The following is a 23,827-nucleotide window of genomic DNA, read 5'->3' on the forward strand; positions in this document are numbered from 1 at the left end:
GTAACGCTCATGCTCAACCTGGATCGCAAGGATCCCGCCCTGCTGGATACGGTCGATGGCCGCACCATGCTCGCCGGTTCCAACCGCATGGAGATCCTGCTGTTCTCCCTGGGAACCAGCGAAATTTTCGGCATCAACGTGTTCAAGGTGCGCGAGGTATCGAAGACGCCCTTCATTACCAAGGCGCCCAACATGCCGGCCGGTGTGGAAGGGTTGATCTCGCTGCGCGGGAATGTCATCCCGGTGCTCTCGCTGGCCAAGATCCTCGGCTTGGGAGAGGCCAGCGACCCGCTGGGCGGCTCGATGATGGTCACCGAGTACAGCAAGCGCACGCTGGGTTTCCTGGTGGACGAGGTGGACCGCATCATCCGGGTGGAGTGGGACAAGGTACGCACGCCGGACAACGTCTCCTCCAACGTCCACAGCTTTATCACCGCCATCACCGAGCTCGCCGACGGCAAGCTGGTGTCCATCCTCGACGTCGAAACCATCCTCGCCAACACCTTCGGCGAGGCGGTGGTCGGCAACATCGCCCCGCTGGGGAATGGTCACGAGGTGAACGTATTCTTCGTCGACGACTCCGCAGTCGCGCGGCGCAAGATCGCCGAAGTGCTGGACAAGCTGGGGGTACGCCACAAGCACGCACAGAATGGCCTGGAAGCCTGGACGCGGCTGGAAGGCATGGCCAGCCACGCCCAGCAGATGGGGCGGCATGTCGGCGAAGAGATCGATCTCATCCTGGTGGATGCGGAGATGCCGGAGATGGATGGCTACGTGCTCACCCGCAACATCAAGAACGATGTGCGCTTCGAGGGGATTCCGGTGGTGATGCACTCATCCCTCTCTTCCGAGGCCAACCGTGCCATGGGAAAACGGGTCGGAGTGGATTCGTACGTGGCAAAATTCGACGCCGATGTGCTTGCGGATACCCTGCGCCCCCTGCTCCTGAAGGCACGGCAGGTCTGACCGCGGCAGCCTGAGGAAACCGGAGAATCAAGATGGCCGACCCCAAAATGCGATTTCTCGTCGTCGACGACTTTTCAACCATGCGGCGTATTGTCCGCAACCTCCTGAAGGAACTGGGTTACACCAATGTGGAGGAGGCTGAAGACGGCGCGGTTGCGTTGCAGAAGCTCAACAGCTCGCAGTTCGAGTTCGTCGTCACCGATTGGAACATGCCGAACATGGACGGGCTGACACTGTTGCAGACGATACGCCAGACCCCGCACCTGAAGCACCTGCCGGTGTTGATGATCACCGCCGAGGCAAAGAAGGAGAACATCATTGCGGCCGCCCAGGCGGGTGCAAGCGGTTACATCGTCAAGCCTTTCACCGCGGCGACGCTGGCCGAGAAGCTTGAGAAGATCTTCGAGAAGCTCGGCAAGAGTGCCGTGGCCTGATCGGGCTGGCCGTATCCACGAGGGAGCCCGACGATGGTGAAGAAAGCAAAATTCGATGAGTCCGGTGATTCGGACGATCTCCAAGCCTTGTTCGACAGCATTGCCTCCACGCCAGCGGTGAAACCTGCGCCGGCGCCAGCCCCGGCTGCCGCACCGGCGGGTGGAGATGCTGCCGACAGCGATGATCTGCAAGCCCTGTTCGACTCCGTGGCCGCGGAGTTCACTCCTCCCGCCGCCCCAGCCCCAAAGCCGGCGGCAGCCCCCGCCGTTGCCAGCGCAGCCGCCTTCGCAGCGATGGAGACGGAAGACGGTGCGGACAAGATCGAGGGCGTTTTCACCCGGATTGGACAGATGACCCGGCAAGTCCATGACACGCTGCGCCAACTCGGTTTCGATCATGCCCTGCAGGAGGTGGCGGAGGCGATTCCCGACGCCCGCCAGCGCCTGAGCTACATCGCGCAGATGACCGAGCAGGCGGCGAGCCGGGTGCTCAACGCCACCGACATCGCCCAGCCGATCCAGGAGCGCCTCGGCGCGAATGCCGAGAGCCTGCAGGTCAAGTGGGATCGCCTCTACGCGAACGAGTTGTCGGTAGACGAGTTCAAGTCGCTGGCTGCCGAAACCCGTGACTTCATCGGCGGCGTCGCCGATGGCAGCCGCCAGACCAATGCGCAGTTGATGGAAATCATGATGGCGCAGGATTTCCAGGACCTGACCGGTCAAGTCATCAAGAAAGTGGTCGACATGGCCCAGACCCTGGAGAGCCAGTTGCTCCAGGTGCTGCTGGAGATCACCCCGAACGAAAAGCGCACCGATGCGCACACCGGCCTGATGAACGGGCCTGTGATCAACAGCGAAGGCCGCGACGACGTGGTGACCAGCCAGGAACAGGTCGATGACCTGCTCGAGAGCTTGGGCTTCTGAGCCTGCCATGCGGAATCACCCGGGATCGGCCGGCCGCCCCCGAACGAGAATTGGAGCCTGAGAGCCATGAGTGACTTTGCCGGGATGGAAGACTTGCTGCAGGACTTCCTGATCGAAGCCGGAGACCTGCTGTCCGGGGTCGACAACAAGCTTGTCGACCTGGAGCGGTCGCCGGACGATAGAGGCCTGCTCAACGACATCTTCCGTGGTTTCCACACCATCAAGGGCGGTGCGGGCTTTCTGAACGCGACGGAACTCGTCACCCTCTGCCACCTGACCGAGAACCTGTTCGACAAGCTGCGCAACGGAGAACTCTCCGTTACGCCCGAGGGCATGGACGTGATCCTTGCCGCCACCGCGGCGGTACGCGACATGTTCGGCTACCTGGAGCGCGGCTCGCAGCCGCCTGCCGCCGACGCCGCCCTCATCGAAGGTCTGAAGGCGACGATCTCCGGTGAGGCTGCAGCTCCCGTTCCGGCGCCGGCCAAGCCCGCCGTCACCCCGCCGCCTGCGGCTCCCCGTGCCAGTGGCGGCACGGCCAACGAGCCGGACTGGAACCTGCTCTACAACGCGGTGACTGGCCTGCCTGTGCCAGTTGCTGAAGTGAGGGCGCCGGAGCCGATGCAGGCGGTCGTGGAAAAACCGCTGGAGGACGTGGTGCAATCGGCGCTGGGCCGGCGTGCCACCGACAAGCCGACCGCTGCCGCGCCCCCGGCTGGTCGCCGCGAAGGCGAGCGCCAGCGCGATAACTCCATCCGGGTGGATACCGCACGCCTGGACCAGGTGCTGAACCTGTCCGGTGAAATCGGCCTGACCAAGAACCGTCTCAACGCCCTGCGCAGCGACATCCTCAGCGGCCGCAACGATACCGAGACGCTGCACGCGCTGGATCTGGCAGTAAGCCAGCTCGATCTGCTGGTTTCCGATCTGCAGAATGCCGTCATGAAGACGCGGATGCAGCCTATCGGCCGCCTGTTCCAGAAGTATCCGCGGATAGCCCGCGACTTGGCCCGCAACCTGGGCAAGGACGTGGAGCTGGTCCTCGCGGGCGAGGAAACCGAGATCGACAAGACCATGATCGAGGACTTGTCCGACCCCATCATCCACCTCATCCGCAACGCGGTGGACCACGGCGTGGAAGAGTCCTCCGAGCGGGTAGCCAACGGCAAGCCGACCAAGTCCATCGTCCGGCTCGAGGCGCGCCAGGAAGGCGACCACATCGTGATCATGGTGGCGGACGACGGTCGCGGAATGAACGCCGAGCGGCTGCGGGCCAAGGCGGTGGAGAAGGGGCTGATCACCGACGAAGAAGCCAACACCATGGACGAACGCCAGAGCTACAACCTGGTGTTCCTTCCCGGCTTCTCGATGGCGGCCAAGGTTTCCGACGTGTCCGGGCGTGGCGTGGGCATGGATGTGGTGCGCACCAATATCCAGAAGCTCAACGGTTCCATCGACATCCGCTCGCAGCAGGGCAAGGGCACCACCTTCGTCATCAGCCTGCCGCTGACGCTGGCCATCTTGCCGGTGCTGCTGGTCCGCCTGGGCGAACAGCCTTTCGCGGTGCCGCTGTCCATGGTTCGCGAGATCCTGCCGGTCGATCCCAAGGAGGTCCAGGAGGTTGGTGGGCGGGCAACCATGGTGGTGCGCGGTGAAGTCCTGCCTATTCTGCCGTTGTCCAGCCTGCTGGGCTGGAGTCAGGAGCGCACGCCGGAGTACGGCGTTCTGATGCAAACGGCGGAGTTGTCCTTCATCCTCGCCATAGACAGTTTCGCCGGCCGGGAAGATGCAGTCATCAAGTCACTGGACGACTTCCGTCCCAAGGGAGTGGCGGGAGTGACGACGCTCTCCAATGGTCAGATCGTGCTCATCCTCGATATGAAGGAACTGCTGGGTGGAGCCGGCGAGCAGCGCGGTGTTGCACGGGCTGCGCTGATGCGGCAGTCAGTGGCGGCATTCGCCTGAATTGGCTTATGCGTAAGGAAAAAAGGCGCCTGAGGGCGCCTTTTTTCCTTACCGGTCCGGTACTGCTGGCGCTTGTTCCTGCTCCACCCCTTGCCTACGATGAAAGCAGAGCAGGCCGGTCCGCGGCCGGCCCGCAGGGAGGAGACATCGTGGAGTTCGATTTCGATCAATGGAGCGAGCTGGCGAAGAACGACCCAGCGGCCTTCTTCCAGGCGCGCCGGCGCACGATAGATCGCTTCATCTCCGAGCACCCAGTTCCTCAGGCGAAGCGCTTGCGCGAGATGCAGCGCTTCATCGACTGCGTGCGGATGTCGTCGGGCTCCCCGATGCGGGCCGTTCGGGGAATCACCTGCCTCATGAAGGACAGGGTGGAGACGCTGAGCCGGAAAAGTTTGGAACTGGATTTTGCGACCGCCCGCCTGCGCGAGGTCATGGCCCAGCTTGACGAATGCCGCTGAGGCTGGCGGGCAGTTGGAGCGGCTGTCAGGCAGTTGCCGCAAGCAGCTTGGCGAACGCCTCGTCGAATTGAGCAAGCCCTTCTTTTTGCAATTGTTCCCCGGCGGCACTCAGATCTATGCCGCAACCGGCTAGCGCAGCATGGTGGGCGCGCGCCTCATCAATTCCGTCGGTCAGCGTGGAGGCCACCTTGCCGTGATCCCTCAGCGCGTTCAGCGTGCCATCCGGAAGGGTGTTGACAGTTTCCGGACCGATCAGTGGCTCGACGTAGAGCAGGTCACTGTAGGCCGGATTCTTGGTGCCGGTGCTGGCCCACAGCATGTACTGGGGGCGTGCTCCAGCGGCCCGGAGGACGGCGAACTCCGCACCGTGGAAACGCTCGCGGTAGCGTGCATAGGCCAGCTTGGCGGTGGAAACCGCGCTGGTGCCCCGCAGCGCCAAAGCCGCAGGCGTGCCTATGGTTTCCAGCTGGTGATCCACCAGCGTATCCACGCGGGACAGGAAAAGGCTGGCGACGGACATGACGCTGCCGGGATCTCCCCCGCTGGCGCGCAGCCGTTCCAGTCCGCGAACGTAGGCGAGGGCGACCGCATCCACATGGGCCAGCGAGAACATCAGGGTGACATTCACACTGATGCCATGTCCGATCAGCGCCTCGATGGCTTCCAGGCCGGCCGGGGTAGCAGGCACCTTGATCAGCAGGTTGGGTCGCGCCACTTCCTTCGCCAGGCGCAGACCAGCGGCCACTGTGCCGGCGGTGTCCGCTGCCAGTTCAGGCGAAACTTCCAGGCTGACGTAGCCCGCCGCACCGCTACTGTCGCGGAACAAAGGCAGCAACATGTCGCAGGCGCGCCGCACGTCGGGAATCACCAGGCGCTCGTAGCGTTGTTCCGCGCTCAGCGCTTCCTGCTTCAGGGCGGTGAGGTCTTCTTCGTAGTAGCGGCCTCCGGCAATCGCCTTCTGGAAAATCGCCGGATTGGTGGTGATGCCGGCCACCCCGTCGTCGCTTAGCAGTCGGGCGAGCTGACCCTCGTTGAGCAGGGTGCGGGAGAGGTTATCCAGCCAGATCTGCTGGCCGTGCTGACGGACTTGAAGCAGGGGATTCATGACGTTGTCGAACAGGCTGTTGGGACGGAAAAGCCGATTCTGCTACGAATCCGGGCCTGCCGAAAGCGAGGCGACCGCTTTGTCCCAACCCAGTGCATGGGCAACAGAGGTGAAATCGGCCGCTGGTGCTGCCTGGATGGAGACGCGAACGCCAGTGTGAGGATGTGTAAAGGCCATGCTGAAGCACGCCAGTAACAGGCGCTGACTGCCGAAGAGCTGCTGAAACAAGCGGTTGTGCTGGCCCTTGCCGAAGGTGGAGTCGCCGATGATCGGGTGGGCGATGTGTTTGAGATGGCGTCGGATCTGGTGACGCCGGCCGGTCAGCGGAGCCAACTCCAGCAAGGCGTAGCGGCTACTGGGATAGCGGTCCACCCGATAGGGCAGTTCGGCGGTCGCCAGCCTGCGATAGTGGGTCACCGCCTGCTGCGGAGCGTCGCTGGCGCCGGCTGGCAGGCGCTCCGCAGGGTCGTGCCGGCGGCTGAGTGCATGGTCTATGCGGCCTTGTTCTGCGGGATGGCCCCGCACGATGGCGGTATAGCGCTTCTCCACCTCGCCGAACTCGAAGCAACGGCTAAGGGCGCGGGCGCTGTCCTTGTCCAATGCGAACAACAGTACCCCGGATGTGCCTTTGTCCAGCCGATGCACCGGATGCACCCTGCGGCCCAGCTGGTCTCTAAGCAATTGAACGGCAAAGCGCTCCTCATGGGCGTCCAGGGCGCTGCGATGCACCAGCAGGCCGGAGGGCTTGTGTATGGCGACCAACCCGTCGTCTTGGTAGAGGATTTCCAGCATGGCGCTGAGCTTGGGGATGAGTGCGGAAAATAAAAAAGCGACCGGTGTTCCGGTCGCTTCTCGGCAACGGGCGGCAAATCGCCGCCGGATGCGGATCAGGCGAAGTTTTTCGCCGCGAACTCCCAGTTCGCCAGGCTCGCCAGGAAGGTGGCGATGAAGTCCGGGCGACGGTTGCGGTAGTCGATGTAGTAGGCGTGTTCCCACACGTCCAGTGTCAGCAGCGGCTTGTCGGCGGTGGTGAGGGGACAGCCGGCGCCGGTGGTATTCACGATATCGACGGAGCCGTCAGCTTTCTTCACCAGCCAGGTCCAGCCAGAGCCGAAGTTGCCGGCGGCGGAGGCGGAGAAAGCCTTCTTGAAGTCCTCGAAGGAGCCCCACTTGGCCTTGATGGCATCGGCCAGGGCGCCGGTGGGCTCACCGCCGCCGTTCGGCTTCAGGCTGCTCCAGAAGAAGGTGTGGTTCCAGATCTGGGCCGCGTTGTTGAACACGCCGCCGGCCGGAGCCTTCTTGATGATGGCTTCGAGATCCAGGTTCTCGTATTCGGTGCCCTTGATCAGGTTGTTCAGGTTGGTGACGTAGGCCTGATGGTGCTTGCCGTAGTGGAACTCCAGCGTCTCGGCAGAAATGTGCGGTGCCAGGGCGTCCTTGGCGTAAGGCAGCGGGGGCAATGTGTGTTCCATTGATCTCTCCTGTTTTTGATTCGGGGGTGGAAAGTCCGACGATTCTAGTCAGGATTGAGCCAGCGTGACAATCCCGACAGGCGCCGATGTTAAGCGCAAGCGCGGGTTTCTGAAACCCGCGCGGCAGCAAAAGCATATGCACTGCGTTGCTATGGAGTTCCCTCTTCAGGGGGTCTCCGGGGTTCCCGGGGTTTCCGGAGCGGGCGGAGCGTTGATGTCCGGCCTGGCGGCGAGCACCTGCGCATCGACCTTGCCGTGCGCCAGTTCCACCTCGATCGAATCGCCGGGCCTCAGCTTTCCGACCGAGCGGAGAATGTTCCCGTTCCCATCCCGCGCGATGCTGTACCCGCGGGCCAGCACCGCTTCCGGAGCGAGGTGCAGGAGATGTGCCGACAAGCTGGCCAGTTGCTCACGGCGCCGGCGTTGGTGGACTTCGCTGCTGCGTAGCAGGCGCTGAGCGAGGCGCTCGCAGCGTTCCCGCGCCAGCGCGATCTCTGGCTGGCGGGATGCCAGTCTCAGTTGCAGGCGGGTTTGTTGGTCGCGCTTCCTTTCCAGTGCGCGTTGCAGGGCCGTCTGCAGGCGTTGGGAGAGATTGCCAAGTTCGGCTGCCGCGCGACGCAGGCGATCCCGCGGATGAGCCAGGCGAAGGGCGCTGCGGTCCAGCCGCTGTGACAGGGTCTCCACACGGCGTCCGGCTGCACGTTGCAGGCGCGCGGCCAAGGCGGCAATTGTCTGCCGGGCGGCCACGTAACCGGAGGTGGTCAGTTCGGCTGCGCCGGTGGGGGTGGGTGCGCGCAGATCGGCGGCGAAATCCGCAATTGTGAAATCGGTTTCGTGGCCGACACCGCTGACCACGGGTACCGGGCAGGCCCGGATGGCGCGGGCGAGGGCTTCATCGTTGAAGCTCCAGAGATCCTCGATGCTGCCGCCCCCACGAACCAGCAGCAGGGCGTCCACTCCGTCTGCCGCTGCGCGGGCACCGGCCTGGGCCACGGCTGCGCTTAGGCGGGCGGCGGCGTCAGCGCCCTGGACGGCGCTGGGATAAAGGACCACGTCGAGATGCGGTGCGCGCCGGCGGAGGGTGGACAGCACGTCCTGCAGCGCGGCGGCGGCAGGAGAGGTCACGATGCCCACGCCGCGCGGATAACGGGGCAGCGGCCGGCGGGTGGCCGGGTCGAACAGGCCTTCCGCCGCGAGCTTGTCCTTCAGCCGGTTGAACGCTTCGTACAGATTGCCGATCCCGGCTGGACGCAGCGCTTCGATGCTCAGCTGGTAGTCGCCGCGCACCTCGTACAGCGTGACCAGCGCACGAGCCTCTACACGCATGCCGTTTTCCGGCCTGAAAGCGAGCAGTTGCGCACGGTTGCGCCACATGGTGCAACGCACCTGTGCCTGTTCATCTTTCAGCGTGAAATAGAGGTGGCCGGAAGAGGCGCGGGTGAGGTTGGAAATCTCGCCCGCTACCCACAGGAGTGGAATCGAGGCTTCCAGGGTCTCGCGCGCCAAGCGGTTCAGCGCAGCGACGCTAAGCACCTGTGGTCGTGGGGCAAAACCGGAGCTGTCCGTCAGGAGGAGATCGTTCGACATAGGCGGCGGATTGTAGCGGAATCCACAGGGGAGGCCGCCTGTCAAGCCGTAATCTGCAAGTCCTTGATGGTACAGGGATGATTTTTAAGTCTATGAAATATATGAATTAATTCGTTGCTTATTTTTTCGGCAGAGCAAGCAGGTGCTTGGTGTGACGGGGAATTGGGGAAGATTCCGGAAATAACCCACAAAGTTATCCACAGCTTTTGTGGATTGATGTGGGAGTCCGCTTCGTCTTCGCCATGATGGGCTCGCTTGCCGGCACGGCGCCAAGGGCGCTAGAGTTCCGCCTTTCCCTCAGCGAGGTTTTTCCGCGTGTTCGCGATCATCCAGGCCGTCGGCTGGCCTATCTGGCCGCTGCTGCTTGCGTCTGTCGTAGCCGTTGCATTGATCATAGAGCGGTCCATCTCGCTACGCCGGGCTCGTGTCGTGCCCGCGGGCTTGCTGGACAACGTCCTGGCGGACTTCCGCCAGCGCGGGGTGTCGCCGGAAATGGTGGAGCGCGTCTCGGCGCATTCCCCTTTCGGCCGGGTGCTGGCCGCCGGGCTGCGCAACATCAACAGCTCCCGCGAAGTCATGAAGGAAGCGATAGAGGAGAGCGGCCAGGCGGTGGTGCACGAACTGGAACGTTTCCTTACCACGCTGGGAACCATCGCTTCCATCAGCCCTTTGCTTGGCCTGTTCGGCACCATCGTCGGCATGATCGAGATCTTTGCCTCCCAAGGCACCAGCGGCGCCAATCCGGCGCAACTCGCCCAAGGCATCTCCGTCGCGCTCTATACCACCGGTTTCGGCCTGGTGATAGCCATTCCATCGATGATCTTCTGGCGCCACTTCCGCCGCCTGATCGACGATTTCGTGGTGGACATGGAGCAACAGGCAGTCAAGCTGGTCGAGGTGGCCCATGGCGACCGCGAGGCCTGAGGCAGGGCGATGAAGTTCCGCCGCCTGGGCCGCCGGCAGGAAGAGCCGGAGATCAATCTGATCCCGCTGATCGATGTGGTGCTGGTGATCATCATCTTCCTGATGCTGACGACGACTTTCTCCAAGGTGTCCGGGCTGGAGATCAATCTGCCGTCCGCAGCCTCGGAGGGCAGCGACACCGTGGCCAACGAAATCGCGGTGGCAGTGACCGCCAGTGGTGATGTGCTGGTCAACCGGCAGCCTGTGGTCGGCCGCGACATCGATGCCATTGCCGGCGCGCTGGGCAAAGCGGTGCCGCCCGGCAAGGAGCCCATCGTGGTCATCAGTGCCGATGCCAAGGCGGCCCATCAGAGCGTGATAGACATCATGCAGGCCGCCCAGCGCGTCGGGCTGGCGCACATCACTTTCGCAACCCAAAGTCCTCCCCAGTAATCCCGAATGCCGGCGGCCTCTCCCGCTTTCTGGCAAGAGCGCGGCGCGGCGGGTGTCAGCCTGCTGCCACTGGCTGCGCTGTTTCGCGTCCTTTCCACATTGCGTCGTTCCGCCTTCCGCCGGGGGGTGAAGGTGGCGGTGCGACTGCCGGTGCCTGTCGTGGTGGTGGGGAACATCGCGGTGGGCGGAAGTGGCAAGACGCCGGTGGTGGATTGGCTGGTCGGCGTGCTGCGGCAGCATGGTTACCGGCCGGGAATCGTCAGCCGGGGGTATGGGGGAGCGGAGCCAGGGCCCTGCCTGGTGCCGGTGGGTGGCGCGGCGCAGCAGTACGGTGACGAGCCGCTGCTGCTCTCGCGCTTGACCGGATGTCCGGTCGCCATCGGCCGGGACCGGCCCGCTGCCGGGGCGCTGTTGCTGCAAGCCCATCCTGACTGCGATGTGATCGTTTCAGATGACGGCATGCAGCACTACCGCCTTGCGCGTGATGTCGAGATTGCGGTTGTGGACGAAGCGGTGCTGGGTAATTGCTGGCCGCTGCCGGCGGGGCCGCTGCGCGAAGGTTTGTCCCGGCTGCGGGAGGTGGATCTCGTCATCGCCCACGGTGCGCTTTCCGACGGCTTGCGGGCGCGCATCGGCCATGGGCACGTCTTTCCGATGGAACTTGTGGGCGAGCGTTTCCGCACCCTGGACGACGGCGGGTGTTCGGTTTCCGCCGCGCATTTCCAGGGGCGAAAGACACACGCGCTGGCGGGTATCGGGCGCCCCGAGCGGTTTTTTGCTCAGCTGGAGGGCATGGGCCTGGAGGTGGAGCGCCACGCCTTTCCCGATCATCATGCCTTTGTGCCGGCCGATCTGGATTTTGCCCCGGGCGAGGCGAAGATTATGACCAGCAAGGATGCGGTAAAATGCGCGCCTTTCGCTACCGCGGACTGCTGGGAGTTTCCGGTTCAGGCCCGCATCGGTTCGGGTGCCGCCGACCGAATTCTGGAGAAGTTGAGTAATGGACGCCAGACTGCTTGAGATTCTTGTCTGCCCGGTTTGCAAGGGCCCCCTGGACTACCTGAAGGACAAGCAGGAACTGGTCTGTAAGGCCGACCGATTAGGCTTTCCGATCCGCGACGGCATTCCTGTCATGCTGGAAGACGAGGCGCGCGGCCTTTCCGCTGAAGAAGTAGACGCGCTGCGCTGAAGAAGGGGCGGCCATGACGACCTCCTTCCGGGTAGTGATTCCTGCCCGTCATTCGTCGACGCGCCTCCCTGGCAAGCCCTTGCTGGATATCGCGGGCAAGCCGATGGTGGTGCGGGTGCTGGAGCGCGCTAGGCTGGCAGGTGCCGCCGAAATCTGGGTGGCTACCGACCATGAAGGCATCCACGCCGCGGTTCAGGCCACGGGCGGCCAGGCAATCATGACCCGTGCGGACCATCCGAGCGGAACCGATCGCCTTGCAGAGGTGGCTGTGCGCCTGGGCTGGGCCGATGGAGACATCGTGGTCAATGTTCAGGGCGACGAACCGCTGATCGCCCCCGAGCTGATTGCCTCGGTAGCCAGGGCGCTAGCGGCCGATGCAGGAGCCTCCATCGCCACCGCGGCACATCCGCTGGAGGATGTAGCCGAAGTCTTCAATCCCAATGTGGTGAAAGTCGTGTGCGACGCCCGTGGCCGCGCACTGTATTTTTCACGTGCTCCCATCCCTTGGGCGAGAGATGCCTGGTCGGCCGATCGTTCGGAGCTGCCGCCGGCGCTGCCGATGCTGCGCCATGTCGGGCTTTACGCTTATCGAGTGGGCTTCCTGAAGCAATATGCGCAACTGGCGCCCTCGCCGCTGGAACAGTGGGAGGCCCTGGAGCAGTTGCGTGCGCTATGGCATGGCCACGGCATCGGCGTGGTTGTGCTGGAGGAGGCTCCGGCTGCTGGTGTGGATACGGCGGAAGATCTGGAGCGGGTGCGTCTGGCCTTCGCAGCAAATGCTTGAAAAAGTGCGGGATTTTGTTTGACCGGCTGAGGCGGCTCGGTTAAGTTTCGGCCTCTTGAAATTCATAACGAGTGGCTCCGTGTGGGGCCCATTCAAGCACCTGGAGGGTGTATGCGTTTGATTCTGTTGGGACCGCCGGGAGCCGGCAAGGGTACGCAAGCGAACTTCATCAAGGAGAAGTTCGGTATTCCCCAGATTTCCACCGGGGACATGCTGCGCGCGGCGGTAAAGGCCGGCACGCCCCTGGGCGTCGAGGCCAAGAAGGTCATGGACGCCGGCGGACTGGTTTCGGACGACATCATCATCGGTCTGGTGAAGGATCGCCTGCAACAGGCCGACTGCACGGGCGGCTACATGTTCGACGGTTTCCCTCGCACCATCCCGCAGGCAGACGCGATGAAGGACGCTGGCGTGCCGATCGACATCGTGCTGGAGATCGATGTGCCGGACGGCGAGATCGTCGAGCGCATGAGCGGTCGCCGGGTGCACCTGGCTTCCGGCCGCACCTACCACGTCAAGTACAACCCGCCCAAGGTCGCCGGCAAAGATGACCTGACCGGCGAGGATCTGATCCAGCGCGACGACGACCGAGAGGAGACGGTGAAGAAGCGCCTGGAGGTCTATCATGCCCAGACCAAGCCGCTGGTGGACTACTACACCAAGTGGGAAGCGTCGGGCGACAAGGCTGCACCCAAGGTGCGCAAGATCTCTGGCCTGGGTTCGGTGGAGGAGATCACCGCCCGTGCGCTGGACGCCTTGAAGTGATCCTGGCTCCAGCCTGAGCAGGCGGGGTGTTTTCAACGGCCGGTTCCTGACGGATGCCGGCCGTTTTCATTTGCACGGATGGTGAAGTGAGCGCGCTCAATCTCCTTTATGCCCAGGCCGGCGGTGTTACCGCGGTGATCAATGCCAGCGCCGCCGGAGTGATCCGGGCGGCGCGGTCTGCCGGGCCCGGGATAGGCCGGGTGCTGGCAGCCCGCCATGGTGCGCTCGGGGTGCTGGGCGAAGACCTGGTGGATACCGCGGGCTGGTCGGACGACGATCTTGCGCGCTTGGCGCAGACGCCGGGTGGCGCCTTCGGCTCCTGCCGTTTCGATCTGGATGCGCTGGCCGATAATCCCGCCCAGTACGATCGCCTGTTCGACGTGCTGGGCGCTCATCGCATAGGTGCCTTTCTCTACAACGGTGGCAATGGCTCGATGGAGACCGTCGCTAAGATTTCCGCCGCAGCGCGGGCGAGGGGCTATCCGCTCTGCGCCATCGGCGTGCCCAAGACGGTGGACAACGACCTGGAGGGCAGCGACTGCTCGCCGGGTTTCGGCTCGGCGGCCAAATATCTGGCGACTTCCATGCTAGAGGCTGGTTTGGACCTTGCCGCAATGCGCAGCCGCCGAGGGCGGGTGTTTGTCATGGAGGTGATGGGGCGCAATGCCGGCTGGTTGGCGGCTGCCACGGCGCTGGCAGCGGAGGGGGCGGAGCAGGCGCCGCACATCGTCCTGGTGCCCGAAGTGGCGTTCGACGAGGAGGCTTTTCTTGCCGAGGTTCGCCGAGTGGTGGAACGCATTGGCTACTGCGCGGTGACCGTGGCTGAGGGGTTGAAGCGTGCCGATGGTAGCCTGGTGATGGAGCAGGGGCAGGATGCGGCAGGCCACATCCAGCTTGGTGGGGCGGGGCAGTGCATCGCCCGGCTGGTGGGCGAGCGGCTGGGCTACAAGTATCACTGGTCCATTCCGGATTATCTGCAGCGGGCCGCCGGGCACTGGCGCTCGGCCACCGACCATGCCCAGGCGCTCGCGGTGGGCGAGGCGGCTGTGCGCTATGCGCTGGAAGGTCGGGATGGCGTGATGCCGGCGATCCGCCGCCTCAGTGATCAGCCCTATCGTTGGGATATCCAGGCGGTGGATGTGGCCGCCATCGCCAATCTGGAGCGCCGTCTGCCCGCCGCCTTCCTGCGGGCGGACGGCTTGCATGTCTCTGCGGAGGGGCTGCGTCATCTACGGCCCCTGATTGAGGGCGAATTGCTACCGTCGACCTTGGGCGGATTGCCAGATTACCGCCTGCCTGCGCTGCCGGCAGTACCTCGGTTGCTGCCGGCTTATCCGGCCTGAGCGCGCCCGGGGTGGGTGAGTCTTACAGCGTCACTGCCGGATTAAGGGTGTAGAGACCGGTGATGCTGGCTTCGGCCAGGATGTGGCCCCTGATTGCCTCGCGCACGTCCGCGCCTTCGAAGCGGCCTTCGACCGGGCATCGCTCCAGGTCGAGCGCGTACAGCGTGAAGATGTAGCGATGGCGCAGCAAATCGTTCCATGGCGGGCAGGGGCCGTCATAGCCGTAGTAATCGCCTGTCATGCTTTCGTCGCCGGCAAACCAGCTGGTGTAGTCGTTTACACCCTGACGGGTGCCCAGCAAGGCCGCCGGGCCGGGCTTGCCGCTGGGGGTGACTCCATCGGAGAAGCTGCCGGCAGCGATCTCCCTCAGGTCGGCCGGAATGTCGACCAGGACCCAATGGAAGAAATCCACCCGGGACAGATCGGTGGGAACACTGCGGCCTTCCTGATTCACGTCGTCGCCGCGACTGGGCACGTCCGGGTCATGGCAGATGAGCACGAAGGAGCGCGTTCCTGCGGGCGCGTCGCTCCAGTTCAGCGCTGGATTGTGGTTGCTGCTCAGTTCTACATGGCCCTCGGCGGGTTTGCGGCCAAAGGCGAATTCTTCTGGAATGGGGGTGCCGTCGGCGAAATCCGGGCTGCTGAGTTTCATGCCTGTGCTCTCCTCGATTGCGTCAGGGGAGGGGCGATTCTAGCGTTCCCGGGAAAGGGCTGCGTTCTTGGGGCTGTATGTTCAGCTTTAGCCGCGTTTGCGGAAGTCGCGCAGGCGGAAGCCCAGCAGGAAGAGCATGCCGAAATAGCTCGCGGCGCCAGCGAGCACGATGGCTGCCAGGCGAATGATGCGCACCTGGCCGGTTTCCTCCAGCCAGGAGTTCTCGGTGCCGCTGCCGAACCACAGCACGGCCGCCATGGCGAGCAGGGCGACGAAGAGCTTGATGGCAAATCGGCCCCAGCCGGGTTGCGGCAGGTAGACCTCGCGTTTGCGCAGCCCATGGAACAGCAGGCCGGCGTTGAGGCAGGAAGCCAGACCGATGGAAAGCGCCAGTCCGGCATGCTGCAGGGGACCGATGAAGGCGAGGTTCATCGCCTGTGTGGCCACCAGGGTGAGGACGGCAATCTTCACCGGCGTCCGGATGTCTTGCCGGGCGTAGAACCCGGGGGCGAGCACCTTCACCAGGATCAGGCCGGTGAGGCCGAAGCTGTATGCGATGAGGGCATTGCGTGTCTGCAGCACGTCGGCCGTGGAGAAGGCGCCATAGTGGAACAGCGTGGCGATCAGGGGGGTGGAGAGCAGAGCCAGTGCCAGGGCGGCGGGGAGGGTGAGCAGCAGCGTGAGGCGCAGCCCCCAGTCGAGCAGCGAAGAAAAGGCTTCAGTCTTGTCGTCTGCATGCAGCTTGGCCAGGCTGGGCAGCAGGATGGTTCCCAGCGCCACGCCCAGCAGGCCGGAGGGGAACTCCATCAAGCGGTCCGCATAGTAGAGCCAGGAGACGCTGCCGCTCTCGAGGAAAGAGGCGAATATCGTATTGATGAGCAGCGAGATCTGGCTGACGGAGACGCCGAGCAGGGCGGGCGCCATCAGTTTGAGGATGCGTCGCACGCCGGGATCGGAGAGATCGAGGCGGAAGCGGGGAAGCATGCCGATCTTGGCGAGTGGTCGCAGTTGGAAGGCCAGTTGCAGCAGGCCGCCGATGAAGACCGCCCAGGCGAGTGCCAGCACCGGCGGGTCGAAGTAAGGCGCAGCGAACAATGCCATGCCGATGAAGCTCAGGTTGAGTAGGACAGGCGTGAAAGCAGGGATGGAGAACCGGCTCCAGGTATTGAGGATGCCGCCTGCCAGTGCGACCAGCGCCATGAAAAAAATGTACGGAAAGGTGATGCGGGTAAGTTCGACGGTGAGGGCGAACTTGTCGGCATCGTCGGAAAAGCCGGGCGCGGAGAGGTAGATGATCAGCGGAGAGGCGAGGATGCCGAGCAGCGCCACCAGCGCGACGACCAGTCCGAGCAGGGTGGCCACCTTGTCCACCAGTGTGCGGGTGGCCTCATGGCCCTGGCGGTTGCGGTACTCCGCCAGGATGGGCACGAAGGCCTGCGAGAATGCGCCTTCCGCGAACATGCGACGCAGCAGGTTGGGCAGGCGGAAGGCCACGAAGAAGGCATCCGTCGCCATGCCGGCGCCAAAGGCGCGGGCGACGACGAAGTCACGAACGAAACCGAGGATGCGGGACAGCAGGGTCATGCCGCTGACGGTCGCCAGGGCGCGGAGCAGGTTCATAAAGGTTCTGGAATTAAGCCGCAGGAGGCGGGGCGCGCATCGAGGCCGCGGTTATGGCGCTGCGCATGATAGCCGCTCTTGCCCGTGTCGCGTGTCGCCGTCGTCCGCAATATATATTGCATTGGGCTCTGAAAGCAGATAGACTCGCGGGCTTTCAAGAACCACCAACCAACGGGAATCGAATTTATGGCCAACTCGGCACAAGCTCGCAAGCGCGCTCGTCAAGCGACCACGGCTCGCGCTCACAACGCCAGTCTGCGTTCGCGTCTGCGTACTGCGATCAAGGCCGTGCGTAAGGCCATCGTGGGTGGAGACAAGACTGCTGCCCAGTCGGTCTTCCGCACCTCGATGAGCACCATCGACAGCATCGCCGACAAGAAGATCATCCACAAGAACAAGGCCGCTCGCCACAAGAGCCGTCTTTCCGCCGCTGTCAAGGCGATGGCCGCCTGAGTCTCCTGATTCGGCTGCTGCATGGATGTAAAAAAAGCGACCTTCGGGTCGCTTTTTTTTGCCCGTGCTCAGTCGGATGGGTGGCTGGTTTAGACCTGCTCCAGCGGTTCCATCTGCAGGTCGTTGTCGTTGGCGAAGTTGATCAGGAATTTGTAGGCGAGGGGCTCGATCTCATAGAGGCGGCTGTCGACGAGGACTGTCTTGTCGCCTTTGAGCGTGCAGCCGGGGCGTACATATGGGGAGTAGCGCATCCGATGGTCGGAGCCGAAGGCGGACATGATGCCGCACAAGCGGTCGGCCCAGTCGCTGGGGCGGAATTTCTTCCCTGCGCGCGTGACGCCGATGATGACAAAGCTCTCTATTTTCTGGTTCATGTGTCACGCATCGTGGCTTCAGGAAAACAAGGCGCCCGGTGAAGGCTCCACGGAAAAACGGGGCGCATTCTAGCAGAAATGCCTAGGCGCGAATGCCTTGCAGCGGCCGGGCGATCTGTACTTCGGTCGTGCTTTTGGCTTACCATCGCTGTCTATTTTCCCCAACGGCGGCGTCAGCCGCCGTGCGTTTTTTGTGCTTCGTCCCGATAGGGGTCCTCCATGTCCCACGTCATGAATACCTATGCACGCTTGCCGGTCGCGTTTACGCACGGCGACGGTGCATGGCTATACGACGAGACGGGAAAACGCTATCTCGACGCGCTTTCCGGCATTGCCGTCTCCACCTTGGGTCACAACCATCCGCGCCTGGTTGCAGCGATTGCGGCTCAGGCCGGCAAGGTTCTTCATACCTCGAACCTCTACCGCATTCCCTTGCAGGAGCGATTGGCCGAGCGGCTCGCGGCTCTCTCCGGCATGGAGCAGGTCTTCTTCTGCAACTCTGGTGCCGAGGCCAATGAGGCGGCGATCAAACTCGCCCGTTTTTATGGTCACAAGAAGGGCATAGAACTGCCGACCGTGGTGGTCATGGAGGATGCCTTTCATGGCCGGACGCTGGCGACGCTGTCCGCCACCGGCAACCGCAAGGCCCAGGCTGGTTTCGAACCGCTGGTCAGCGGTTTTGTCCGGGTTCCCTATCGGGATATCGAAGCGGTGCGCCAGATCGCTGAGCATAACCACGGCGTGGTCGCGGTGATGCTGGAGGTGATCCAGGGCGAGGGCGGACTCAGCATCGCGGATGTGGGCTATTTGCGCGAGCTGCGAGGCGTGTGCGATCAGCACGGATGGTTGCTGATCTGCGATGAGGTCCAGTGCGGTGTCGGCCGGACCGGCACCTGGTTCGGCTGGCAGCAGACTGATGTTCAACCCGATGTGATGACTCTGGCCAAAGGCTTGGGCTCCGGCGTGCCGATCGGCGCCTGCTTGGTCACCGGGCCGGCATCCGGCTTGTGGGGTCCGGGTAATCATGGCACCACCTTCGGTGGCAATCCCCTGGCCAGCGTGGCCGCATTGACGACGCTGGACGTGATTGCCGAGGATGGCTTGCTCACCAACGCTGAACGCGTCGGGCAGGAGATCCGCGACAGCCTTGGGGAGGCGCTGAATGGCCTTGCCGGCGTCGCAGACATCCGTGGCCGGGGACTGATGGTGGGAATCGAACTGGATCGGCCCTGCGGCGTGCTGGTGGGGCGCGGCTTGGCGGCCGGGCTGTTGATCAACGTGACGGCGGAGCGGGTGGTCAGACTGCTGCCGCCGCTGACATTCACCTCTCGGGAGGCCCAGACCTTGGTGACAGGACTGGCCCCGCTGATTCGCGACTTCCTGTCGCAGGGGTAAGGAAGGCGCTCTACATGACAGCCAGCAAGCACTATCTGCAATTCAAGGACTTTTCCCGCGAGGAGTACGACTACCTGTTCAGCCGCACCGCGTGGATCAAGTCCAAGTTCAAGCAATACGAGCCCTACCATCCATTGTTCGATCGCACGCTGGTGATGATTTTCGAAAAGGCCAGCACCCGTACCCGACTCTCCTTCGAAGCCGGCATGCAGCAACTGGGGGGCTCCGCGATCTATCTCAATACCCGGGATTCCCAATTGGGGCGAGGTGAGCCGGTGGAGGACGCGGCCCAGGTCATCTCGAGGATGAGCGATATCGTGATGATCCGGACTTTCGAGCAAGAGATCATCGAGCGTTTCGCCGGCGCTTCCCGGGTTCCCGTCATCAACGGCCTGACCAACGAATATCATCCCTGCCAGATCCTGGCGGACGTATTCACCTTCATCGAGCACCGCGGCAGTATCCAGGGCAAAACGGTGGCCTGGGTAGGCGACTCCAACAACATGTGCAATACCTGGCTGCAGGCTGCGGAAGTGCTGGACTTCAACGTCCGCGTTTCCACGCCGCCGGGTTATGAAGTGGAGCCGGAGCGCGCCGGACTGCACGGCACCGGACACTTCGAGCAGTTCGAGGACCCGATGGAGGCCTGCCGGGGCGCGGATCTCGTGACGACCGACGTGTGGACTTCCATGGGCTTCGAAGCGGAGAACGAGGCCAGGATGAAGGACTTCGCCGATTGGTGTGTGGATGCGGAGATGATGGCAGTTGCCCGGCCGGGCGCGCTCTTCATGCACTGTTTGCCGGCGCACCGCGGCGAGGAGGTTACCGCCGAGGTCATCGACGGGCCGCAATCCGTGGTCTGGGACGAGGCGGAGAATCGCCTTCATGTGCAGAAGGCATTGATGGAATATCTGGTGCTGGGCCGGGTGGAGTCGGACTGACCCGGTCACGCATATACAGGGCGGAGCCCTGGAGGAGCATCCCCGTTTCGACCGCGTCGGAACGGGGAGTCGGATCAACGCGGAACCGCTGCTAACCGCCGGAGTGTCTAGGGGCACCCGGTTGCAATGATTGGACAGGACAATGAGCGACGTCAAGAAAGTGGTACTCGCCTATTCGGGCGGGCTGGATACCTCGGTCATCCTCAAGTGGCTGCAGGACACTTACCAGTGCGAAGTGGTGACCTTCACCGCCGACCTCGGTCAGGGCGAGGAACTGGAGCCGGCTCGGCAGAAGGCGCTGAAGTTCGGTATCAAGCCTGAGAACATCTTCATCGACGACCTGCGCGAAGAGTTCGTGCGCGATTTCGTCTTCCCGATGTTCCGGGGCAACACGGTGTATGAGGGCGAGTATCTGCTCGGCACTTCCATCGCTCGTCCCCTGATCGCCAAGCGCCAGATCGAGATTGCACGCGAAAGCGGCGCCGACGCGGTATCCCATGGCGCGACCGGCAAGGGTAATGACCAAGTCCGTTTCGAACTCGGCTACTACGCGTTGATGCCGAACGTGAAGGTGATCGCCCCGTGGCGAGAGTGGGACCTGCTCTCCCGCGAAAAGCTGCTGGCGTATGCCGAGAAGGCAGGTATTCCCATCGAGATGAAGCACAAGCAGGGTGGCTCGCCGTACTCCATGGACGCGAACCTGCTGCACATCTCCTTCGAAGGGCGCCACCTCGAGAATCCGTCTGCCGAGGCGGAAGAAGACATGTGGCGTTGGACCGTTTCGCCGGAAGCTGCCCCGGATGCCGCCCAGTACGTGGACCTGGAATTCGAAAAGGGCGATCTGGTGGCGATCGATGGTGTACGGCTGAAGGCGCACGAACTGCTTGCCAAGCTCAATGAACTTGGCGGCAAGCATGGCATCGGCCGGCTGGATCTGGTCGAGAACCGCTACGTCGGCATGAAGAGCCGGGGGTGCTACGAAACCCCGGGCGGCACCATCCTGCTCAGGGCTCACCGTGCCATCGAGTCCATCACGCTGGATCGCGAAGTGGCCCACCTCAAGGACGACCTGATGCCGCGCTACGCCAGCCTGATCTACACCGGCTACTGGTGGAGCCCGGAACGGCGCGCGCTGCAGGCGCTGATCGACGCCACGCAGCAGACGGTGAACGGCTGGGTTCGCGTCAAGCTCTACAAGGGCAATGTGATCGTGGTCGCGCGCGACTCCAAGACGGATTCTCTGTTCGACCCCACCATCGCCACGTTCGAGGATGACCAGGGCGCGTACAACCAGAAGGACGCGAACGGCTTCATCCGCCTCAATGCCCTGCGTATGCGCATCGCCGCGAACGCCAAGTCCAAACGGGGTTGAGGTAGGACGGGATGAATGGCGAGCCGCTGATATTTGGTCTGACAGTCGCGGAGTTCGAGGATCTGTCGCTCAAGATCTGCTTTACCGCGCTGATCCTCTACATGCTGTTCATCATCGGCAACCTGGCGAAGGAATCCAAAGCTGGCAAATACGGCACCATGTGGCTGTTCATCGCCCTAGGTGTCGGTTTTGTCGGCTTCGTCGCCAAGGGGGTCATCCAGAAATTGATGGGAATCGAATAGGAAGAGATTCATGAGCGTCACTGAGAAGATCGACGGTGTGGCGGTTAGCACCAAGGCAAACGTGTATTTCGACGGTAAGTGTGTCAGCCACGGTATCCGCTTCGCCGACGGCACCCAGAAGTCGGTAGGTGTGATCCTCCCGGCCTTGCTGACCTTCAACACCGGCGCCCCGGAAATAATGGAAGGGGTGGCGGGAAGCTGCCGTGTGCGGTTGAAAGGCGAAAACGAGTGGAAGAACTATGCCGCTGGCGAATCCTTCAATGTGCCGGGCAACTCCAGCTTCGATATCGAAGTGGCGGGTGAGCCTTACCACTACATCTGCCATTTCGGCTGAGCAGGTCGCACAGGAGTAGTCGCCATGCCCTCATTCGACATCATGTCCGAGGTGGATCTCGTCGCGCTGCGTAATGCGGTGGATGTGGCTAACCGCAAGATATCCGGTCGCTATGACTTCAAGGGAACCGATGCTCGCGTGGAGCAGGGCGACAAGGTGCTGACGCTCTTTGGCGACAGTGACTTCCAATTGGACCAGATGAAGGCCATTCTGCTCCCGGAGATGACCGCCAAGAAAATTGACATCCGCTGCCTGGAGTACGGCGACCTGCAGAAGGTCAGTGGTAACAAGGTGAAGCAGGAACTGAAGGTCCGCGTGGGTGTCGATCAAGAATTGGCAAAAAAAGTCGTTAAGTTACTTAAGGACAGCAAGCTGAAGGTTCAGGCCGCGATCCAGGGAGACGCCATCCGCGTTTCCGGTGCGAAGCGGGATACCTTGCAGGACGCGATTGCAATCGTGAGGAAGGATGTCACTGACTTTCCGCTGCAGTTCGGTAACTTTCGCGATTGATCTTTGCAGGAGAGAGAGATGGACGTTTCTTCCATAGCGGCGGCCGCGAGTGCGAACTCCGCATCCCAGCTGCAAACACAGGTTTCGGTGTCAGTGCTAAAGAAGGCGATGGATGTGCAGGAGACCCATGCCCTGCAGCTGCTTGCCGCGTTGCCGCCTACGCCTTCTGGCCCCGTGGGTGCTACGGGGGGCGTGATCGATACCTACGCCTGATCTGGCCCCGGTTTTCCTCGAAGGCCCATCTTAGGATGGGCCTTTTTGTTTTGAGGCATCTGAAGCCAGGGGGATAGATATTCTCGGATGCATGAAAATCATTTGCAAAAATATGCATATTGTCTATTAATGTGAATAGCATATTTTTGAGTGAGTTCTCATGTCACATCGAGGTGTCTTCGCTGGCGGCTTCACATTGGTTGAGCTGATGACAGCGCTTTCAGTGGCCGCGGTGTTGGTGGTCTTGGCTGCACCGGCACTGCGCGATCTGATAGGTGGTCAACGACTGACGCTAAGCACTCACGCCCTGGTCGGCAGCCTGAGCTACGCTAGAAGCGAAGCAATCCGCCGTAGCACTCAGGTGACCGTATGTCCCTCGGTGAATGAGAGTACATGCGACGCTGGATCGGCCTGGAACAGGGGATGGATTGTCTTCGTGGATCTCGATGGAGATGGGCAAGCCAGTGAGGGAGAGACGGTGCTCCGTGTGTCAGGGAAGCAGTCCGACGAGATCGCGACTGGCGGAAGCTCCCTCTCCAGTGTCTCCTATGGCCCCGATGGAAAGGCGCGGAAACCCTCGGGGGCATGGCAATTCGGGTCGATCTACCTCTGTGGGGCCCAACGATCGAAGCGCATCGTCTTGAGTGCATCGGGGAGGGTCCGCCAGGAGCACGCGCAATGCTTGCAATAGGGGTGCTGGTTGCCGGAGTGGGGGCTACGGTATGCTAGGGGAAAAGAGGTATATCCCCAGATGAGTCAAGACAAGAAAATTGCCAAGCAAACTGCTTACGACCTTGAGTTGCTTCGTCAATGTTTTGCGCTTCCCCGCGTCAATGAGCCTGTGCTGGATGAGTTCGTTCCGGACCAACTGCGGCCGGCAGCGGTGCTGCTGCCGATCGTGAATAGAGCGGAAGCGGGATTGAATGTTCTGCTGACTCGCAGGGCTGACCATCTTCATCACCACCCGGGACAGATAAGCTTTCCGGGGGGAAGAAGAGAGGCGGAGGATGGGTCACCGACAATAACCGCCTTGAGAGAAACGGAAGAGGAAATAGGGCTTCCGCGTAGCAGGGTAGAGGTTCTGGGGGAGCTTCCTGAATACCATACAGGTACAGGTTTCTGTATTACGCCGATAGTCGGAGTGATCACACCACCGTTTGACCTTGCGCCGGATTCGTTCGAGGTCGCGGAGGTTTTTGAGGTTCCGCTCGAGTTTTTACTTAATCCGGTGAATCATCAACGTCATTCGATGACTAGGGAAGGCCGGGTGCGCAATTATTACGCCATGCCTTATGGCTCCTATTACATCTGGGGGGCCACCGCCGGGATCATCTTGTCTCTATGGCGCTTCTTGAATGAATCGCCTCAATAAA

General features: G+C 62.6%; 28 protein-coding genes. 21 read left to right on the plus strand and 7 right to left on the minus strand.

What is annotated here, in order from left to right; all coding sequences use genetic code 11:
* Window positions 1-9 precede the first annotated feature (9 nt).
* The 5 genes from GRF61_RS10065 (at window position 10) to GRF61_RS10085 (ending at window position 4,747) form a co-directional block, all read left to right on the plus strand.
* The gene (locus GRF61_RS10065) at window positions 10-966 is read left to right on the plus strand and encodes a chemotaxis protein (RefSeq protein ID WP_169150526.1); all 957 of its coding nucleotides are present in this window, start codon (window positions 10-12) and stop codon (window positions 964-966) included.
* A gap of 32 nt (window positions 967-998) precedes the next feature.
* Window positions 999-1,400 (plus strand): chemotaxis response regulator CheY, encoded by a 402-nt coding sequence (gene cheY, locus GRF61_RS10070; protein WP_133588429.1) that lies wholly within the window; start codon window positions 999-1,001, stop codon window positions 1,398-1,400.
* A gap of 33 nt (window positions 1,401-1,433) precedes the next feature.
* The gene (cheZ, locus tag GRF61_RS10075) at window positions 1,434-2,324 is read left to right on the plus strand and encodes a protein phosphatase CheZ (RefSeq protein ID WP_169150527.1); all 891 of its coding nucleotides are present in this window, start codon (window positions 1,434-1,436) and stop codon (window positions 2,322-2,324) included.
* Window positions 2,325-2,390: 66 nt separating this feature from the next.
* The gene (locus GRF61_RS10080; RefSeq protein WP_169150528.1) at window positions 2,391-4,289 is read left to right on the plus strand and encodes a chemotaxis protein CheA; all 1,899 of its coding nucleotides are present in this window, start codon (window positions 2,391-2,393) and stop codon (window positions 4,287-4,289) included.
* A 149-nt stretch (window positions 4,290-4,438) separates the two neighbouring features.
* Entirely contained in the window at window positions 4,439-4,747 is a 309-nt protein-coding gene (locus tag GRF61_RS10085; protein ID WP_162851652.1) for a DUF3135 domain-containing protein, read from the plus strand.
* Window positions 4,748-4,772: 25 nt separating this feature from the next.
* Here GRF61_RS10085 and tal read toward each other — a convergent pair whose 3' ends face one another.
* The 4 genes from tal to xseA form a co-directional block, all read right to left on the minus strand.
* Window positions 4,773-5,852, minus strand: coding sequence for a transaldolase (gene tal / locus GRF61_RS24750; RefSeq protein WP_248281186.1), 1,080 nt, complete (start codon window positions 5,850-5,852; stop codon window positions 4,773-4,775).
* Window positions 5,853-5,894: 42 nt separating this feature from the next.
* Complete coding sequence (locus tag GRF61_RS24755) at window positions 5,895-6,644, minus strand: pseudouridine synthase (RefSeq protein ID WP_248281187.1); 750 nt, start codon at window positions 6,642-6,644, stop codon at window positions 5,895-5,897.
* Window positions 6,645-6,739: 95 nt separating this feature from the next.
* Window positions 6,740-7,324, minus strand: a complete 585-nt coding sequence (locus GRF61_RS10095; RefSeq protein ID WP_169150529.1) for a Fe-Mn family superoxide dismutase — start codon at window positions 7,322-7,324, stop codon at window positions 6,740-6,742.
* Window positions 7,325-7,489: 165 nt separating this feature from the next.
* Complete coding sequence (gene xseA / locus GRF61_RS10100) at window positions 7,490-8,911, minus strand: exodeoxyribonuclease VII large subunit (protein ID WP_211165871.1); 1,422 nt, start codon at window positions 8,909-8,911, stop codon at window positions 7,490-7,492.
* Window positions 8,912-9,226: 315 nt separating this feature from the next.
* Here xseA and GRF61_RS10105 point away from each other — a divergent pair, with 315 nt between their 5' ends.
* The 7 genes from GRF61_RS10105 (at window position 9,227) to GRF61_RS10135 (ending at window position 14,348) form a co-directional block, all read left to right on the plus strand.
* Entirely contained in the window at window positions 9,227-9,835 is a 609-nt protein-coding gene (locus GRF61_RS10105) for a MotA/TolQ/ExbB proton channel family protein (RefSeq protein WP_169150530.1), read from the plus strand.
* A gap of 9 nt (window positions 9,836-9,844) precedes the next feature.
* Window positions 9,845-10,267, plus strand: coding sequence for a biopolymer transporter ExbD (locus GRF61_RS10110; protein WP_169150531.1), 423 nt, complete (start codon window positions 9,845-9,847; stop codon window positions 10,265-10,267).
* A 6-nt stretch (window positions 10,268-10,273) separates the two neighbouring features.
* On the plus strand, window positions 10,274-11,287 hold the full coding sequence (gene lpxK, locus GRF61_RS10115) for a tetraacyldisaccharide 4'-kinase (RefSeq protein ID WP_169150532.1): 1,014 nt from the start codon (window positions 10,274-10,276) through the stop codon (window positions 11,285-11,287).
* Window positions 11,268-11,456, plus strand: a complete 189-nt coding sequence (locus tag GRF61_RS10120) for a Trm112 family protein (RefSeq protein WP_169150533.1) — start codon at window positions 11,268-11,270, stop codon at window positions 11,454-11,456. Before lpxK ends, GRF61_RS10120 begins: the two co-directional genes overlap by 20 nt.
* A gap of 13 nt (window positions 11,457-11,469) precedes the next feature.
* The gene (kdsB, locus tag GRF61_RS10125; RefSeq protein ID WP_169150534.1) at window positions 11,470-12,240 is read left to right on the plus strand and encodes a 3-deoxy-manno-octulosonate cytidylyltransferase; all 771 of its coding nucleotides are present in this window, start codon (window positions 11,470-11,472) and stop codon (window positions 12,238-12,240) included.
* 111 nt (window positions 12,241-12,351) lie between these two features.
* Window positions 12,352-13,005: an adenylate kinase gene (gene adk, locus GRF61_RS10130; RefSeq protein ID WP_169150535.1), complete on the plus strand. Its 654-nt coding sequence runs from the start codon at window positions 12,352-12,354 to the stop codon at window positions 13,003-13,005.
* 86 nt (window positions 13,006-13,091) lie between these two features.
* Window positions 13,092-14,348 carry a 6-phosphofructokinase gene (locus tag GRF61_RS10135; protein WP_169150536.1) on the plus strand — a complete coding sequence of 419 codons (1,257 nt, stop codon included), beginning with the start codon at window positions 13,092-13,094 and terminating at the stop codon, window positions 14,346-14,348.
* Window positions 14,349-14,370: 22 nt separating this feature from the next.
* Here the strand turns inward: GRF61_RS10135 and GRF61_RS10140 are convergent, their stop codons facing one another.
* Window positions 14,371-15,000 carry a YbhB/YbcL family Raf kinase inhibitor-like protein gene (locus GRF61_RS10140; RefSeq protein WP_169150537.1) on the minus strand — a complete coding sequence of 210 codons (630 nt, stop codon included), beginning with the start codon at window positions 14,998-15,000 and terminating at the stop codon, window positions 14,371-14,373.
* Between the two features lie 87 nt (window positions 15,001-15,087).
* Entirely contained in the window at window positions 15,088-16,620 is a 1,533-nt protein-coding gene (gene murJ / locus GRF61_RS10145) for a murein biosynthesis integral membrane protein MurJ (protein WP_169150538.1), read from the minus strand.
* Window positions 16,621-16,806: 186 nt separating this feature from the next.
* Between murJ and rpsT the strand changes: the two genes are divergently transcribed.
* A complete protein-coding gene (gene rpsT, locus GRF61_RS10150; protein WP_169150539.1) occupies window positions 16,807-17,073 on the plus strand; it encodes a 30S ribosomal protein S20 in 267 nt (88 codons plus the stop codon).
* Between the two features lie 89 nt (window positions 17,074-17,162).
* Here the strand turns inward: rpsT and GRF61_RS10155 are convergent, their stop codons facing one another.
* A complete protein-coding gene (locus GRF61_RS10155; protein WP_169150540.1) occupies window positions 17,163-17,447 on the minus strand; it encodes a DUF3579 domain-containing protein in 285 nt (94 codons plus the stop codon).
* 219 nt (window positions 17,448-17,666) lie between these two features.
* Here GRF61_RS10155 and GRF61_RS10160 point away from each other — a divergent pair, with 219 nt between their 5' ends.
* The 8 genes from GRF61_RS10160 to GRF61_RS10200 all read left to right on the plus strand — a co-directional run bounded on the left by GRF61_RS10160 (window position 17,667) and on the right by GRF61_RS10200 (window position 23,826).
* A complete protein-coding gene (locus GRF61_RS10160) occupies window positions 17,667-18,842 on the plus strand; it encodes an aspartate aminotransferase family protein (protein WP_169150541.1) in 1,176 nt (391 codons plus the stop codon).
* Between the two features lie 14 nt (window positions 18,843-18,856).
* Window positions 18,857-19,783, plus strand: a complete 927-nt coding sequence (gene argF, locus GRF61_RS10165; RefSeq protein ID WP_169150542.1) for an ornithine carbamoyltransferase — start codon at window positions 18,857-18,859, stop codon at window positions 19,781-19,783.
* Window positions 19,784-19,925: 142 nt separating this feature from the next.
* Window positions 19,926-21,155 (plus strand): argininosuccinate synthase, encoded by a 1,230-nt coding sequence (locus GRF61_RS10170; protein ID WP_169150543.1) that lies wholly within the window; start codon window positions 19,926-19,928, stop codon window positions 21,153-21,155.
* Between the two features lie 11 nt (window positions 21,156-21,166).
* The gene (locus GRF61_RS10175) at window positions 21,167-21,397 is read left to right on the plus strand and encodes a DUF2788 domain-containing protein (RefSeq protein ID WP_169150544.1); all 231 of its coding nucleotides are present in this window, start codon (window positions 21,167-21,169) and stop codon (window positions 21,395-21,397) included.
* 10 nt (window positions 21,398-21,407) lie between these two features.
* Entirely contained in the window at window positions 21,408-21,731 is a 324-nt protein-coding gene (locus GRF61_RS10180) for a pyrimidine/purine nucleoside phosphorylase (RefSeq protein ID WP_169150545.1), read from the plus strand.
* A gap of 24 nt (window positions 21,732-21,755) precedes the next feature.
* Window positions 21,756-22,241 carry a YajQ family cyclic di-GMP-binding protein gene (locus GRF61_RS10185; RefSeq protein ID WP_169150546.1) on the plus strand — a complete coding sequence of 162 codons (486 nt, stop codon included), beginning with the start codon at window positions 21,756-21,758 and terminating at the stop codon, window positions 22,239-22,241.
* A gap of 18 nt (window positions 22,242-22,259) precedes the next feature.
* On the plus strand, window positions 22,260-22,454 hold the full coding sequence (locus tag GRF61_RS10190; protein WP_133588473.1) for a YjfB family protein: 195 nt from the start codon (window positions 22,260-22,262) through the stop codon (window positions 22,452-22,454).
* 751 nt (window positions 22,455-23,205) lie between these two features.
* Window positions 23,206-23,826, plus strand: coding sequence for a CoA pyrophosphatase (locus tag GRF61_RS10200; protein WP_169150548.1), 621 nt, complete (start codon window positions 23,206-23,208; stop codon window positions 23,824-23,826).
* The last annotated feature ends 1 nt before the right edge of the window (window position 23,827 follow it).

The organism is Azoarcus sp. TTM-91 (genome assembly GCF_012911025.1).
Lineage (GTDB): Bacteria > Pseudomonadota > Gammaproteobacteria > Burkholderiales > Rhodocyclaceae > Azoarcus.